General features: G+C 38.6%; 16 protein-coding genes and 1 pseudogene. 7 read left to right on the top strand and 10 right to left on the bottom strand.

The window, feature by feature from the left end; translation table 11 throughout:
* Positions 1–102: 102 nt before the first annotated feature.
* Positions 103–726: an MOSC domain-containing protein gene (locus JCM9140_RS20105; protein ID WP_034750840.1), complete on the bottom strand. Its 624-nt coding sequence runs from the start codon at positions 724–726 to the stop codon at positions 103–105.
* Between the two features lie 198 nt (positions 727–924).
* Between JCM9140_RS20105 and JCM9140_RS20100 the strand changes: the two genes are divergently transcribed.
* Complete coding sequence (locus JCM9140_RS20100; RefSeq protein WP_034750838.1) at positions 925–1,740, top strand: Cof-type HAD-IIB family hydrolase; 816 nt, start codon at positions 925–927, stop codon at positions 1,738–1,740.
* Between the two features lie 42 nt (positions 1,741–1,782).
* On the opposite strand, the gene JCM9140_RS20095 is transcribed toward JCM9140_RS20100, so the two are convergent.
* Both JCM9140_RS20095 and JCM9140_RS20090 read right to left on the bottom strand, forming a co-directional pair.
* Complete coding sequence (locus JCM9140_RS20095) at positions 1,783–2,538, bottom strand: exodeoxyribonuclease III (RefSeq protein ID WP_034750834.1); 756 nt, start codon at positions 2,536–2,538, stop codon at positions 1,783–1,785.
* Positions 2,539–2,653: 115 nt separating this feature from the next.
* Complete coding sequence (locus JCM9140_RS20090) at positions 2,654–3,013, bottom strand: hypothetical protein (RefSeq protein WP_034750831.1); 360 nt, start codon at positions 3,011–3,013, stop codon at positions 2,654–2,656.
* Positions 3,014–3,172: 159 nt separating this feature from the next.
* On the opposite strand from JCM9140_RS20090, the gene JCM9140_RS20085 reads away from it, so the two are divergent.
* From JCM9140_RS20085 to JCM9140_RS20075, 3 genes are all read left to right on the top strand, one after another.
* Positions 3,173–4,039 carry a dimethylarginine dimethylaminohydrolase family protein gene (locus JCM9140_RS20085; protein WP_034750826.1) on the top strand — a complete coding sequence of 289 codons (867 nt, stop codon included), beginning with the start codon at positions 3,173–3,175 and terminating at the stop codon, positions 4,037–4,039.
* 185 nt (positions 4,040–4,224) lie between these two features.
* Complete coding sequence (locus JCM9140_RS20080) at positions 4,225–5,139, top strand: MBL fold metallo-hydrolase (RefSeq protein ID WP_034750825.1); 915 nt, start codon at positions 4,225–4,227, stop codon at positions 5,137–5,139.
* 196 nt (positions 5,140–5,335) lie between these two features.
* Positions 5,336–5,536 carry a hypothetical protein gene (locus tag JCM9140_RS20075; protein ID WP_034750823.1) on the top strand — a complete coding sequence of 67 codons (201 nt, stop codon included), beginning with the start codon at positions 5,336–5,338 and terminating at the stop codon, positions 5,534–5,536.
* Between the two features lie 19 nt (positions 5,537–5,555).
* Here the strand turns inward: JCM9140_RS20075 and JCM9140_RS20070 are convergent, their stop codons facing one another.
* A complete protein-coding gene (locus JCM9140_RS20070) occupies positions 5,556–6,428 on the bottom strand; it encodes a metal-dependent hydrolase (RefSeq protein ID WP_034750820.1) in 873 nt (290 codons plus the stop codon).
* Between the two features lie 159 nt (positions 6,429–6,587).
* Here JCM9140_RS20070 and JCM9140_RS20065 point away from each other — a divergent pair, with 159 nt between their 5' ends.
* Positions 6,588–7,964 carry an amino acid permease gene (locus JCM9140_RS20065; RefSeq protein WP_034750817.1) on the top strand — a complete coding sequence of 459 codons (1,377 nt, stop codon included), beginning with the start codon at positions 6,588–6,590 and terminating at the stop codon, positions 7,962–7,964.
* On the opposite strand, the gene JCM9140_RS20060 is transcribed toward JCM9140_RS20065, so the two are convergent.
* Together JCM9140_RS20060 and JCM9140_RS23375 are read right to left on the bottom strand one after the other, a co-directional pair.
* Positions 7,948–8,577 carry a LysE family transporter gene (locus tag JCM9140_RS20060; RefSeq protein WP_034750814.1) on the bottom strand — a complete coding sequence of 210 codons (630 nt, stop codon included), beginning with the start codon at positions 8,575–8,577 and terminating at the stop codon, positions 7,948–7,950. The two genes, JCM9140_RS20065 and JCM9140_RS20060, sit on opposite strands and share 17 nt — an antisense overlap.
* Before the next feature lie 147 nt (positions 8,578–8,724).
* Positions 8,725–8,850 (bottom strand): YjcZ family sporulation protein, encoded by a 126-nt coding sequence (locus tag JCM9140_RS23375; protein ID WP_081727798.1) that lies wholly within the window; start codon positions 8,848–8,850, stop codon positions 8,725–8,727.
* A gap of 213 nt (positions 8,851–9,063) precedes the next feature.
* On the opposite strand from JCM9140_RS23375, the gene JCM9140_RS20055 reads away from it, so the two are divergent.
* Positions 9,064–9,714 carry a YitT family protein gene (locus JCM9140_RS20055; RefSeq protein WP_034750811.1) on the top strand — a complete coding sequence of 217 codons (651 nt, stop codon included), beginning with the start codon at positions 9,064–9,066 and terminating at the stop codon, positions 9,712–9,714.
* A gap of 86 nt (positions 9,715–9,800) precedes the next feature.
* Positions 9,801–10,772 (top strand): tripartite tricarboxylate transporter substrate binding protein, encoded by a 972-nt coding sequence (locus tag JCM9140_RS20050; RefSeq protein ID WP_052002425.1) that lies wholly within the window; start codon positions 9,801–9,803, stop codon positions 10,770–10,772.
* 68 nt (positions 10,773–10,840) lie between these two features.
* Here JCM9140_RS20050 and JCM9140_RS20045 read toward each other — a convergent pair whose 3' ends face one another.
* The 4 genes and pseudogenes from JCM9140_RS20045 to JCM9140_RS20030 form a co-directional block, all read right to left on the bottom strand.
* Entirely contained in the window at positions 10,841–11,398 is a 558-nt protein-coding gene (locus JCM9140_RS20045) for a tripartite tricarboxylate transporter TctB family protein (protein ID WP_156314940.1), read from the bottom strand.
* Positions 11,374–12,802: pseudogene (locus tag JCM9140_RS20040) on the bottom strand (tripartite tricarboxylate transporter permease). The gene JCM9140_RS20045 and the pseudogene JCM9140_RS20040 overlap by 25 nt, the downstream one beginning before the upstream one ends.
* A 74-nt stretch (positions 12,803–12,876) precedes the next feature.
* Complete coding sequence (locus JCM9140_RS20035) at positions 12,877–13,170, bottom strand: hypothetical protein (protein WP_034750805.1); 294 nt, start codon at positions 13,168–13,170, stop codon at positions 12,877–12,879.
* A gap of 19 nt (positions 13,171–13,189) precedes the next feature.
* On the bottom strand, positions 13,190–13,881 hold a 692-nt coding region (locus tag JCM9140_RS20030; protein WP_034750802.1), incomplete at its 5' end, for an MFS transporter.

Below are 13,881 nucleotides of genomic sequence, written 5' to 3'. Positions count from 1 at the left end.
CTCGACACCTCCTTGCTGGTGCGAGTGGCTGCAGCGCAATGGAACGAACATGAGAAACGTACCAAGCCCATTAAAAACAAAAAAGTAAGGCTGAAAATAAAGCTATAAAGATTCTTTCCAAGCGTCTGATAGCTCGGTTAATTGCTTCAATTTCTCAATTGCATCTAGATTTTTATTTCGACTGTATGTTACTTGATTAACAAATTCAACACTTATATCTGATTTTCTTTCTATAAGAACGAGCGGATCGTTAACCGAAACCTCTCCTTCTTGCAAAACTCGTAAATAATAACCTGAATAGCCTGTCTCTTGAATATAGAGAGGAAATTTCTTTATCCCATGACGTTTTGCTACTTTAAAACACGGCCTTCTCGGCTGACTTATTTGAACGATAGCTCCTCCCCACTTCCACGTGTCACCAATATGTGCGTCAGCCTCTTTCACACCGATCATGGTGATGTTTTCACCAAATGCCCCAACCGGCAATGAAAGATCTAAACGCTCCTGCCAATATGTATAATGCTCATATGGATAAACACAAACTGCTTTGTCTACGCCACCATGATTGACTAAGTCTGCTTGTTCATCCCCTTCAAGATTAGAGGAAGAAAGCCATATGGGCTCTTCCCCAATTGAGTGTTTAAAAATCGCAGATAACACGTCATGATCATCACCCATGCTTCTTGTCTTCCCTTTGTTTAAAGAGAAAACTGTTCCAGTCAACAAAATATCCAGCCCCCCTTAACTAAGTACTATCTTCAAGGCTTAATACCTTCTTTATATACCCTTCATGTTATCATAGACTAACAAGTATAGAATAGAGAAAAAACAGCCTAATAACTCAACTGACAAATTGGACTAGTCTCTATTCTACTTTTCCTTTATAGTTATACTAAAGTCTTTTTTAAAGAAAGGAAAGAATCAATGACTTATAAAATGATCGTACTGGATTTAGATGACACCCTACTTCGTGATGACCATTCGATGTCAGAGCGTACAATTACCGCTTTAATGGAAGCTCAACAGCAAGGAGTTAAAGTAGTCCTTGCATCAGGACGTCCTACTTATGGGATGAATCCCGTTGCTGAGCAGTTAAAATTACATGAATATGGCAGTTTTATTCTTTCGTATAACGGAGCAAATATTATTGACTACGAAACGAAAGAAGTCCAGTTTAGCAGCGCTCTTAATCCAGATGTAGCACACCGCTTGTATGAATTAAGCAAACGAGAGAATGTGTTTATCCATACATATATCGGGGATGAAATTATTACAGAAACAGAGAATGAATACACGACGATCGAAGGAAATATAACAGGGTTACCCGTTAAAGTCGCTCCTTTTATTGAAACGGTTCAAGAGCCTGTTGTAAAAGTATTAATGTGTGAAGACCCAGAAAAGTTAGTAAAAGTAGAAAAAATCTTGAAAGAGGAATTTGCTGGAGCATTAAGTATTATGCGCTCAAAGCCTTATTTCCTTGAATTTCTTGAACCAGGAGTAACAAAAGGCTCTAGCTTGCAATCCTTAATTGAGACACTAGGCATCAAACAAGAAGAAGTGATTGCAATGGGAGATAGTTATAATGATGAAGCGATGATTCGTTTTGCAGGTTTAGGTGTAGCAATGGGCAATGCGCCTGATGACATAAAAGCTATTGCAGATCATGTAACAGATACCAATATGAATGATGGTGTAGCGAAAGTAATTGAGGAATTTGTTTTATCAAAAACGAATGTATAATAAATAAAACGTCAGAACTGAAATATCCGTTCTGACGTTTTCTTATATAGATAACTGCAACTCAACTGGACAGTGGTCACTCCCTAGAACATCTTTATGAATGGAAGCTACTTGAATCTCTTGTTTAAGATGAAAGGAAACGAGAAAATAATCAATTCTCCATCCAATGTTACGTTCCCGCACTTTATTCATATACGACCACCATGTATACGCACCTTCTATAGTCGGGTGCAAATACCGAAAGGAGTCAACAAACCCGGCTTGAAGCAAAGTAGACATCTTTTCTCTTTCTTCAATTGTGAAACCAGAGTTTTTTTTGTTTGATTTAGGATTTTTTAAGTCGATCTCGTTATGGGCAACGTTTAAATCGCCACAAACGACAACCGGCTTTTTACGATCTAATTGCAGCAAATAATTACGCATCTCATCCTCCCACATCAAACGGTAATCAAGACGCGAAAGGTCCCGTTTTGAATTAGGTGTATACACATTTACTAAGTAAAAAGAGTCATATTCCAATGTAATGACTCTCCCCTCTTTTTCTTCAAACTCTTCACCTAACCCAAATTGGACAGAGAGCGGCTTGATTTTTGTGAAAATGGCAGTCCCCGAATACCCTTTTCTTTCGGCACAATTCCAATATTGTTCATAGCCTTTTAATTCTAATTGAATTTGATTTTCTTGGCATTTTGTTTCTTGTATACAAAAAATATCTGCTTTCACTTCTTCAAAAAAGTCTACAAACCCTTTTGCGACGCATGCTCTAATTCCATTAACATTCCATGATACTAATTTCATAAATACGTTTCTCCTTATCTAGTGCTAAGCACCAATATACTATAAGAAAGGAGAACGGTAAATGAAAAAGGCTGCCCCAAAAAGGTTCTTTTACCCTTTCGGAACAGCTCTTTCTTTATTTCTTTTCTTGCTCCAGCAAATCAGCAATCGTGTCACTCTCGTCTTCAAAGTCCTCTATAAAATCTGTCAGAAAGTCAGATTCAAACAACTCGGTTAAATACCCTTCCGAAAGAAGAGAAATCATCTTATCTTGAACAAACTCAGTCCCCATTTTTAAAGACTCTCGTCCACTGTCAACCAATTGATTTGGTGACATATTAAATAAAAGAGTAGCGGCAATACTAATGACAAGAAAAACAATAGCAAATTTAAACAATGTTTTTAACAGCGACATTGCTAAAAATACAACAATTACAACTCCAATGAGGAATATCCATGTGTGTTCGGTTTCGCTAAAATGACTGAGTGCTTCCACAGGCTCCCTCCTTTGCTTATGTAAAAATTGCTTCATTTCATCATTATAATCGAAATTAGTTGTTTTAAAACATCCGAACACGGTTTAATTTCTCATGTTTTACCCAGCTTTGGATAAACTATAGCTTGATTACTATTGACGATAATTGGAGGACTATATATGTCTATTTTCTCTAAACAACAACGCAAGCCATTCGCAAGAAGTGAGTATGACGTTTTAAAACAAGTTGTCCTATGTAAGCCGGAATACATGACAATTCGTGATGTGATTAATGAAACACAAAAGAAATTTAAAGACGAGGGAATTCACATTGAACTTGCCATGGCACAGCATAAGAAATTTGTCAAAACGCTAGAAGAGCATGGTGTAGATGTTGTCTTGCTACCTGCATTAAAAATGTTTCCTGAACAAGTTTTCACACGTGATATCGGGTTTACATTTGGACATATTTTATTCGTGGCCGAAATGGCTCACAAAATTAGACAAGGCGAAGAAGAAGTTTTACGTGGTTGGATTAAACAAGAGCGAATGTCTTACTTTAATTTAATTGGCGATATGATTGAAGGTGGAGACGTGATTGTCGACGGTGAAACACTATACGTTGGATTAAGCAATCGTACAAACCAAAACGCCATTGATCATTTAAGAAGCATCTTGCCTCATTATGAGGTGGTAGCTGTGCCATTTACAGAGAAATATCTACACTTAGATTGCGTATTTAACATTGTTTCTCCGAATGAAGCCCTATACTATCCAGGTGCCCTAAAGCAAAAAGAAATTGATCTTCTTAGCTCTCGTTTTGATTTAATTGAGGTCACAGAAGAAGAACAATTTACGCTTGGAACGAATGTTCTTTCCATTGGAAACAAAAAGATCTTCAGTTTACCCGTTAATACAAATGTTAACGAGCAGTTACGTGCAAGAGGGTTTGAAGTTATTGAAGTTGATATAACCGAGATCATCAAGTCCGGCGGATCATTCCGCTGCTGTACGCTTCCAGTATTAAGAGAAGGAGACAACCATTAAGAAAAGGCTGCCCTTTTTTTTGCCTCGGCGGAATGTGCGAAGACGTTGCAATCTTTGTAAAATGAGTGGGTTTCTCATACAAAGTGCGCAACGTGCGGAGCCATTCCTACTTAAATTAGAGTCACTGAAAAAGGTTGGTTTCACCTCTTTCAGTGGCCTCCTTTTTTTACGTTCAAGGAGGTTTCATGAAATATCAAAACTTAGACGATATTGACAAAAACAAAATCAATCTTAGAAAGTTGATTCGTTACTTTCTCATTCGAAACAACGGTAAAGATTTATCGAGCAAAATTTCTATTGCGACAGAACAGGATCTTCCTTTTTTACAGCAGAATCGTTCTCAGTTGACATATACGTGGATTGGTCATTCAACCTTTCTCATCCAATTAAACGGTTTAAACATTTTAACAGATCCTGTATTCTCCAACCGAATGGGGACCGAGAAGCGATTAGTCCCTCCAGGAATAAACCTCTTTGATTTACCAGAAATGGATATCGTTTTGATTTCTCATGCTCATTTTGATCATTTAGAATTTTCATCCCTAAAAAAACTAAAAGGCTCTCCCACTTTTTATGTACCAGTAGGCTTAAAAAAGTTATGTAAACAAAAAGGACTTACAAATATCATAGAAGCAAATTGGTGGGATTCCCTTGCTCCTACCTCTTCCATCACAATCCACTTCGTTCCTGCTCAACATTGGAGTAGACGTTCCCTTTTTGATAAAAATCGAGTTCATTGGGGAGGCTGGGTGATCGAATCGAGTCAACATACATTTTACTTCGTAGGCGATACAGGATACTTTCATGGATTTAAGGAAATAGGGATTCGCTTTTCAATTGATACTGTGTTTATGCCCATCGGGGATTACGAGCCTGAATGGATGTCTGGGCTTCAACATTTGAACCCTGAAGAAGCCGTTCAAGCCTTCCAAGATGTCGGAGCATGTGCATTTGTCCCGATGCACTATGGAACGTATCGTTTATCAATGGATACTGGACCCGAAGCACTCGAAAGACTTAAGCAAGAGTGGAGCCGCCAAAAACTCTCTTTTAACCATTTGCATGTGCTAAAAATAGGTGAAACTACAATTGGACAATAGCCTATCGTCAATATAAAAATCTGAATGATTCCTTCACAAAATAAATGGAATCATTCAGATTTTTTTCTGATTTTGCAAGGTTTGATCCTTATTGGGATGGTTACTTGATTGTTTTTAAATTCCTCCTTTTATCATAGAAATATTTTTCGATTGGCTGCATATAATATATAGGTTTACAACAGAAAGGAGATTACAGATGGATTTAACAGAAAAACAATTTTCTCGTTTGAGCAAGAAGTCACTCACCTACCTTGAGAAACTACAACATCAATATTCACAAGAATTTGGGGACTTTATATCGAAAGCCGAATTAATGTCTTTAATTGTTCGATATTCTCGGGAACAGAATAAGAACAACGAACTTATAAACGAAGAGGTTGTCCAAAAGGCCAAATGACCTTTTGAAACAACCCCTGTCACCGTTTTTCAATATATTCAAACAAAAAAGAAGAGCCATTTCGATAAAATCGTGGGTCATAAATCCCTAGCTTCTGATCTGTTTCTACAACAACGACAAATGGTGACCATGTCATTAAGACTTCCGCTTTTGGATTTTCCTCAAAAAGTGGTTCTAAGTTAGCCTCTTCCACAGAAACAATCACCTCTTGCTCATTTCTACCACCCCATACGGTAGCCGTAGCGAGTGAAACCAACTCTTCATTTTTTCCTATAACTGAGAAATGACCAGGAAGAAAGCTAGCAGATAGAGCCACTTCTTCAAATTGCTCCTTTGCCTCTTGATAAATCACGAATCCTTGTACAGATTGCACAGTAACGTGAAGTACGATTGCAACCCAGACCAAACGCCAAATTCGATATGACGGGAATGAATTCTTCATACGTTTAATCACATAACCTGCAAGGATAATGGCCCATATCACAAAGTCAACAATCGAAATCACCCCAAAGGTCACCCTCACCTGAGAGAAAGGTTCAAACAACCCCGTCCCCCAAGCATTAAGGGAATCTGAAGTATTATGAATCAATACATTTATTAAAGCCAAAAAGAAAATCATATGATCTTTTCTCTTCCAAATTAGATAAGCAACAAAATAAATAAGCAACGCCCATAACGGAGCAATAAAAAATGAATGGGTCAAACCACGATGCCACATTTGTTCCATGATTCTTCCCGTTTCCGTAACATTTGCAATAACATCGATGTCGGGAATTTGACTTCCAACTAATGCTGAAAAGAGTAGCGCTCTTTTCGTATTCCGGTCCATCTCCTCTTTATTTACAGCTCCATACGTTGTTAAACCAAACAAAGTATGCGTAACAGTATCCATACCTTAATCCTACTCCTGACTTTTTTCCATCATCATACCTTTATTTCATGAAAAAACCAACTACTCTGACATCAGAATTCATCTAGCTATTTTGTTTGTTTATTACATAAAGCTCGACGTTTCTTCGAACAATAACAAGGAAATGAGGAGTGATACAAGTTGAAGACAAAAGCTGGTGAACAAGCCGAAAAGCCGTTGAGATGGTGGGAATTATCTTTGCTAGGAATAGCAGGTACAATCGGGACTGGGTTTTTTCTTGGTTCAAGTATTGCCATTGACATGGCTGGTCCATCTGTTTTATTTGCTTTTGCCCTAGCCGCTGTGGGAACCTATTTTGTTTATGAAGCATTGGCAAAAATGACCATGGCTGATCCACAGAAAGGCTCATTTCGCTCCTATGCGAAAAATGCTTATGGTCGCTGGGCCGGATTTAGCAGTGGTTGGGTGTATTGGCTTTCTGAAATGCTTATAATGGGTAGTCAAATGACCGCACTGTCTATTTTTACAAGATTTTGGTTTCCAAATGTACCATTATGGATATTCGCTTGTGTGTATGCGGCTCTTGGAATTTTAGTCATTTTAGTTGGAACGAAGAGTTTTGATCGCGTAGAAAATCTATTAGCTGTTTTAAAAGTTGCGGCGATCGTGATGTTTATCGTGATTGCGATATTAGCTTTAGTAGGTGTTTTTGGTCAAGGAGGAGAAACCGTTGCGTTCCCAAGAACCTATGATTCCTGGCTTCCAAATGGTCTAACAGGTTTATTGCCTGCTTTTATATTTGGGTTTTACGGGTTTGCAGGAATTGAAATCATGGGGTTAATTGCCATTCGCCTAAAGAACATGAAAGAGGCACCAAAATCAGGAAAAGTGATGCTAACCGTTTTAGCCATCATTTATATCTTATCTGTTGGGCTTGCTTTACTTATGGTTGCTTGGAATAACTTTAATACGGAACAAAGTCCTTTTGTGACTGCACTTAGAGCGTATAACATTCCATACGTAAACCATTTTTTTAATGCCGTCTTTATTATCGCAGGCTTTTCAACGATGGTTGCTTCGTTATTTGCCGTTATACGGATTCTAGTAACTCTTGCCGAAGATAACGATGCTCCTCCTCTCTTTTCAAAAAGAGTAGGGAAAAAGAAAAATATTGCCTTACCCGCAATTGGGTTAACAGCTGCCGGGATGCTTGTTTCCATTGTATTAGCCATTATGATTCCTGGTCGCCTTTATGAATACGTAACAACCGCTGCAGGAATCATGCTTTTATACAACTGGATTTTCATCTTAGGTTCATATGGCCGGTTATTAGACTTAACAACGAAGGACAAAGTAAAACAATTTCTTGGCTTTGCCTTTGTCCTCCTAGCTGTTGTCGGTACCGTTTTTCACCAAACAAGTCGTCCTGGCTTTTATATTAGCCTTGCATTTATCGTAATCGTCGCAATCGTAACGTTAATCATGCGACACTTCTGGAAAAAGAACGAAAATGATCATCCTCCTGAAGATTCGTCCTTATTTACGAAACTAGAATAAGGAAAGCTTGTATTCCAAAATAAACACCAAAGCCAATAAGAGAAAATCCAGAAACAATTGAAATAACCGTTAACAAACGATCTGTCAAGAATTTTCGTAACGTACTAGCAAGTGCTGCCATCGTTATATCCCAAACGGTAATACCGATAAAGATGGCGGCACTATATAAAATCACTTGACTCGTCCCATATTCTGTTACGGTTTTGGCAAGGATCGAGCCAAAAATACCTAACCAAAACAGGATCGTTAATGGATTAAACAACGACATGAAAAATCCCGACATAAAAGACTTCATATGTGAATCTTTCCCTCTTCGTTTAGAGCTTACAGAAATCCGACCTGCACCAGAAATGCTTTCAATCCCCGTATAGACTAATACGAAAAAGCCAAATATCCAAAGAAATGTTTGAATGATTGGTACTTCAATAAATTGGACGACGCCAATAAACACTAGAAGCATGTAAATGGCATCTGCAACTGTGGCTCCTAAACCGACGAGCCAGGCATGAAAAAAACCGCTCTTAATTCCTCGGTCTAATTGAGCTGCATTTACTGGCCCAATTGGCGCTGCCAAACTTAACCCTAATAATATGTACCCTAAAAACACACTCATAGAACCATCCTCCATTTGAAAGTAAAGCTAGATCGGACAACCTAACCGCTTGTACATTCTATGAGCGTTTGTTTCATCTTACGACTAAAGATTTTTAAACAAGAAAAGCTGACCCATCAATGAGTCAGCTTCTTTGATTCCTATGAATTAGTAGCCGTAGCCGTAGCCGTGTCCTGCCCAGCTAGCTCCGATAATTACTAATAAGATGAAAAGCACTACTAATAACGCGAAGCCGCCACCGTAACCTGCTGCTGGAGTTGCTGCGTGTGTCATGAGAAAATCATCTCCTTTTTTTAATTCTTTCTAACTTACAATGTCATACTATGTCATACTTCTGAAATCGTTTGGGCTTTTTGCAAATTTCTTTTAAAAAAATAAAAATAAACGATCATTTGCTAAATGGAACTAGCTAACATATTTCTAAAAATACGCCATACAATCAACTATGGACAAGAAGATTCATACCTTTTTTAAATAGGAGATAAAATGGTACATTCAATTCGATCTTATATACTCATCACATGCGGTGGAATGATTCAAGGCCTAGGAATGGCCATCTTTCTTTTCCCTCACTCTATTCCATCTGGTGGAGCTGGAGGAATTGCCGTTTTGCTTAATTATTGGCTAAACATGCCATTAAGCTTTGCTTTGTGGCTCGTTAATTTTTCGATGTTAGTTGTTGCCATTTATTGGCTTGGTAATGCAAGTGCCATTGGGACGATGTATGGCATCACCATTACGTCATTAAGCGTTCATTTATTTAGCTTTGATCTGTACAGACCTTATACAAACGTGTGGTTTGATCTAATTATCGGCTCCATCATCTTAGGATTTGGGGTTGGTATTCTTCTACGTCAAGGCGTTTCTAATGGCGGGATGGGCGTACTCGCCTTAATCATTGCTAAAATGAAAAATATTGCTCCTGGTCAACCTCTCTTTTTGCTTAATGGATCCGTCTTTATTATTACAGGCTCCATCATTGCATGGCCCATAGTCTTGCAAGCACTATTATCTCAATGGCTCTCTACAAAAATGGTCGATTTTGTTTTCAAGTTAAAACCAATTTTATCTTTTCCATTTTCCTCACCGTTTCTAGCAGCTAGAAAAAAGAGAGAGCGTACAAGCCATAGGAAATGACACAAAAATACGTAGAGACAACATTCCAAATTCTTTTGTTAGGCATATTCTTCTATGTAAGAGAAACTTTGAAGGATGTGTAAAAAATGATAAGAAAATGGTCATTTGCGTTGCTCGCATGTTTAACTGTATTCCTGTTAGCAAGTTGTTCAAATGAGGCTACATCAACCACTGAGTACCCTGACAAAAGCATTCAATTAGTCGTTGCTTTCTCACCTGGTGCTGCGACTGATACCCAAGCGCGAATCATTGCCAAATATGCCAATAAACATCTTGGTCAAGAACTTGTTATTGTCAACAAGCCAGGCGGAGGTGGCCAAGTGGGTTGGAACTCATTTGCCAACACCGATCCTGATGGCTACACATTAGCTGCGTATAACCTTCCTCATATTATAACTCAGCCGTTAGTAGGTCAAACGAACTTTGATGTTGATACATTTGAACCACTCGTTAACTGGGGTGGAGATCCAACTGTTTTTGCTGTGAAACATGATAGTGAGATTACAACGTTAGACGATCTTGTCGCAAAAGCAGAACAAGCTCCTGGCTCGATTACCGTCGGAAATGCAGGCCTGTATGTAGGGCAGCATTTAGCCACATTGTTACTTGAGCAATCAGCAGACATTGATCTAGAAGATGTACCGTTCCAAGGGGCGGCTGATGCCATTGCTTCTGTACTTGGTGGTCATACAGATGTAGTAGCAGGAAACCTTTCCGATATTTATCGTTTAGGCGATGAAGTCATTCCGCTAGCGATTGCAACAGAAGAAAGACACCCTTTTGCACCAGATATTCCTACATTTTCTGAATTAGGATACCCTGAAGTCATCATGAGCACGGATCGCGGTATTGCCGCAAGAAAAGATACGCCGGTTGAAATTATTGAAAAGTTAGAAGCGGCGTTCATGAATATTCTTGAAGATGAAGAATTTCTTAAGGAAATGGAGCAGGCTGGAGCAGACATGCTCGTGATGAACCGCGAAGAAGTCATAGCTGACATGGAGAATAGAATGACTACTTACGAGGAATTACTTCAATCAATTGGAGTAACAGAATAGCAGGATACCAACAACGAAAAGGCCTTACTCTCTACCCATGAACGGTAGAGAGAAGGCCTTTTTACTGGTTAAATTGGGACATTCAAAATAAGAGAAAACACCGTGTAGAGAATAATCGTAAAAGTAACGGCTACGATGATGATCTTTTTCAGAGTAAGCTTCTCTTCTTCTTGTTTCCAAGCGTAATAATAGAAGCATGGAATGACGAGCATCAATGCTAGCACTTGAATGTAAAATCCTATTACATTCGTTAACATACTTAAAATGGAAACAAGGATGATTAAGCAGACGAGCAACCATGAAAATGAAAAACGCTTATCTTTTTTTAACGTGGTTCCTTGGGTCAACGATGTTTTAACATATTCCATAACGGCTAAGACAAAAAGCAATAGAACAGTTAAAAGTGGAAAGATGCTTTGTTGAAATGGCATTTGATAAAGACCATATAGTGAACATAATAAAAGCATACAAACAGCGAACCACGCAAGAGCCGGCTTCGAAATAAATCCTTTATATGAGAGTTTCCTCTCCCTCACTTTAGGTACGATTTGTCTTCTTTGCTTATATCCTTGTCTAATGGCTAGAACAATCGTAAGCAAAACTAAGCTATATAGATAACGTTCCACATACCTGTAAAAAAATAAGTAAACGCTGAGCCTTGCGCTCCTCCAACTTGAAGACCTTGCATTAAGCCTCGTTCTGCAATGGGCCCTAAAATGAAACCGAGTGCAATTGGTGCTGGTGAGAAATCATATTTTTGCAACCAAAACATCACTAGCCCGACGATTACAACAGTATAAATGTCGAATACATTGTTTTGAGTCGTATAAGCCCCAATAATGGAAAACGACAAAATGACTGGTGCCATAAAATAAGCAGGAATATTGGTTAATTTCGTCATATACTTGATAAGCGCTAACCCTAAGAAAAGCAGTAGAACTTGAGCGGCAATCATGCTATATAAAAAGGTATATGCGACATCTGCATGATCAACAAATAAATTATTCCCTGGCCATATTCCATGAATCAATAAGCCACCTAGAAAAATAGCTGCTGTTGGTGATCCTGGTATTCCAAGTGTCAGCAAAGGAATGAGGGAACCTCCCACCATAGCATTGTTCGCACTTTCTGATGCAATGATCCCTTTCTTTTCCCCTTTGCCGAACTGATCCTTCTTCTTTGAGAAACGTTTAGCTTCGTTATACGCTAATAAACTTGCGATGTTCCCTCCTGCTCCTGGTATCATCCCAATAAACGCACCTAAGCCACTACCCAATGTAACGGATTTAGGTTTTTTTAATACATCTGAAAAGGATTCACGTATCGTCGATTTAGAAGGTGTATATTTGGTTTGGCGATTTGTATGTGACTCTCGAAAACTTTCTATTAATCGCAACGCTTGAGGAAAAGCAAATAACCCTATTAAAACAGCTACCATATGCAATCCCCCGACCAAACTATCCAATCCAAACGTAAAACGAGCCGTCCCTGTAATGGTACTAATCCCAATACAAGATAAGACAATCCCAAGACCACCGCCAATTAAATTTTTTGTAGCGGATCCATCCGAGATGGCAGCAATGACCGTTATCCCAAAAAGCGCAATCCAAAAACTTTCCGTTGGACCGAATCTCAATGAAAACTCAGCAAAAACGGGTGCAAAAAAGAGAAGTAGAAACATCCCAAACAAGCCACCAACAACGGAAGAGATTGTCGCTAACTCCAATGCCTTCCGTGACTTTCCTTGTTTGGTCATCGGATACCCATCAAATGTCGTAGCTACATTTGCCGGCGCCCCCGGGACATTGAACAAGATAGCTGGTATGGACCCGCCAAATACACTCCCACAATAAATGCCACCTAACAAGATAAGCATCCGTTGGGCCGAGTGAAAATGTAAACGGAATCATCAATGCTACACCCATCGTCGGGGTCAGCCCTGGTAAGGCACCTATCACAATGCCAAGTAATAATCCGATAAACAAGACAAGTACATGATGCAATTCGAATACTTGCCAAAAAAACTCCATATCCTAGCCCCCTTTTTCAAGCTAGGATATGATATTCACCTAATTCAGAAACAGTGAGTGTACACTACGTTTCCTTATTCTTCTTTTTTGCTTTCTCCGCCAAGCTCCACTTTTTTCCCACCAACAGATAAATAGGAATACACTTCAAGTTCCGGTTTTAATTTTTTTAATCCATCTAAGTATGGAGTTACTAAATCCTTAAAGTCTTCATAAACTCCTTCTTCTTCTAACTGGCCATAAACATACATTTTCTTTTTCTCTTCTTCCATTAAAAAAGCCATATATCCCACAGGCTTGTTTGCATCCGTAACAACATTTAATACTTGTGCATCTTCCTTTAAAAATTCGGGAGAGAAATAAATTTGCAAAGTCAGTTCCTCCTAGATATTATTCTGTCGTAAGCTGTAGTTTTTTAAATAATGTGTTTGTTTCACTATCATCATTGGATTTCTTCTGGTTTTTCACATGAATTAGCAACATACATAACAGTCCAACAACCAACGTTAACCCTGCCGTTGTTAAAAACATCCCTGTTCTCGTCCAATTCATTAATGCTTCAAAAATAGGGGGACCCGCAGCAACTCCTAAAAAGCGAACCGATCCATAAAGGGATGTCACGAATCCTCTACGAGCTGCTCCGACGGACCCTGTAATGAGACTATTTAAACAAGGTAAGACAAGTCCTGTCCCGATACTAGAAATGGCTAATATCGCAATAAATGGAACAAGTCTCGTAAAAAAGACAAGGGTAGCAAAGGAAATCGTCATAAGCAAAAAACCGATGATGATCACTTTTTTCATTCTTTTTAGGTCTTTTCCAATTTTACTACCTGTCGTTAATGAGGTTGTCATCATAAACAGTAAAGGAATGGCTAAAATCGAACCTTTTAGTACTCCATCAATGTTATATTGTGTCTCTAACGTATCAGATAAATAAAATAAAATACCAAAAAGAGTAAACAAACAAGTTGCACCTGCTAAGTAAGCCGTAAACAACCACCTGCCTTCATGTTTAAACACAGAAAACAGTCCTTTTATATACTTCCCAACTGGAGGTAGCTTCTTTCTTTTTCTTTTTT

The organism is Halalkalibacter wakoensis JCM 9140, assembly GCF_000513095.1.
Classification (GTDB): domain Bacteria; phylum Bacillota; class Bacilli; order Bacillales; family Bacillaceae_D; genus Halalkalibacter; species Halalkalibacter wakoensis.
This window is presented reverse-complemented; position numbering and strand designations above follow the sequence as displayed.

Bases quoted from the DNA above. Each gene is read 5' to 3' on its own strand.
- JCM9140_RS20100 (WP_034750838.1), top strand. From the start codon at position 925: ATGACTTATAAAATGATCGTACTGGATTTAGATGACACCCTACTTCGT.
- JCM9140_RS20095 (WP_034750834.1), bottom strand. From the start codon at position 2,538: ATGAAATTAGTATCATGGAATGTTAATGGAATTAGAGCATGCGTCGCA.
- JCM9140_RS20085 (WP_034750826.1), top strand. From the start codon at position 3,173: ATGTCTATTTTCTCTAAACAACAACGCAAGCCATTCGCAAGAAGTGAG.
- JCM9140_RS20080 (WP_034750825.1), top strand. From the start codon at position 4,225: ATGAAATATCAAAACTTAGACGATATTGACAAAAACAAAATCAATCTT.
- JCM9140_RS20075 (WP_034750823.1), top strand. From the start codon at position 5,336: ATGGATTTAACAGAAAAACAATTTTCTCGTTTGAGCAAGAAGTCACTC.
- JCM9140_RS20070 (WP_034750820.1), bottom strand. From the start codon at position 6,428: ATGGATACTGTTACGCATACTTTGTTTGGTTTAACAACGTATGGAGCT.
- JCM9140_RS20060 (WP_034750814.1), bottom strand. From the start codon at position 8,577: ATGAGTGTGTTTTTAGGGTACATATTATTAGGGTTAAGTTTGGCAGCG.
- JCM9140_RS23375 (WP_081727798.1), bottom strand. From the start codon at position 8,850: ATGACACACGCAGCAACTCCAGCAGCAGGTTACGGTGGCGGCTTCGCG.
- JCM9140_RS20055 (WP_034750811.1), top strand. From the start codon at position 9,064: ATGGTACATTCAATTCGATCTTATATACTCATCACATGCGGTGGAATG.
- JCM9140_RS20050 (WP_052002425.1), top strand. From the start codon at position 9,801: ATGATAAGAAAATGGTCATTTGCGTTGCTCGCATGTTTAACTGTATTC.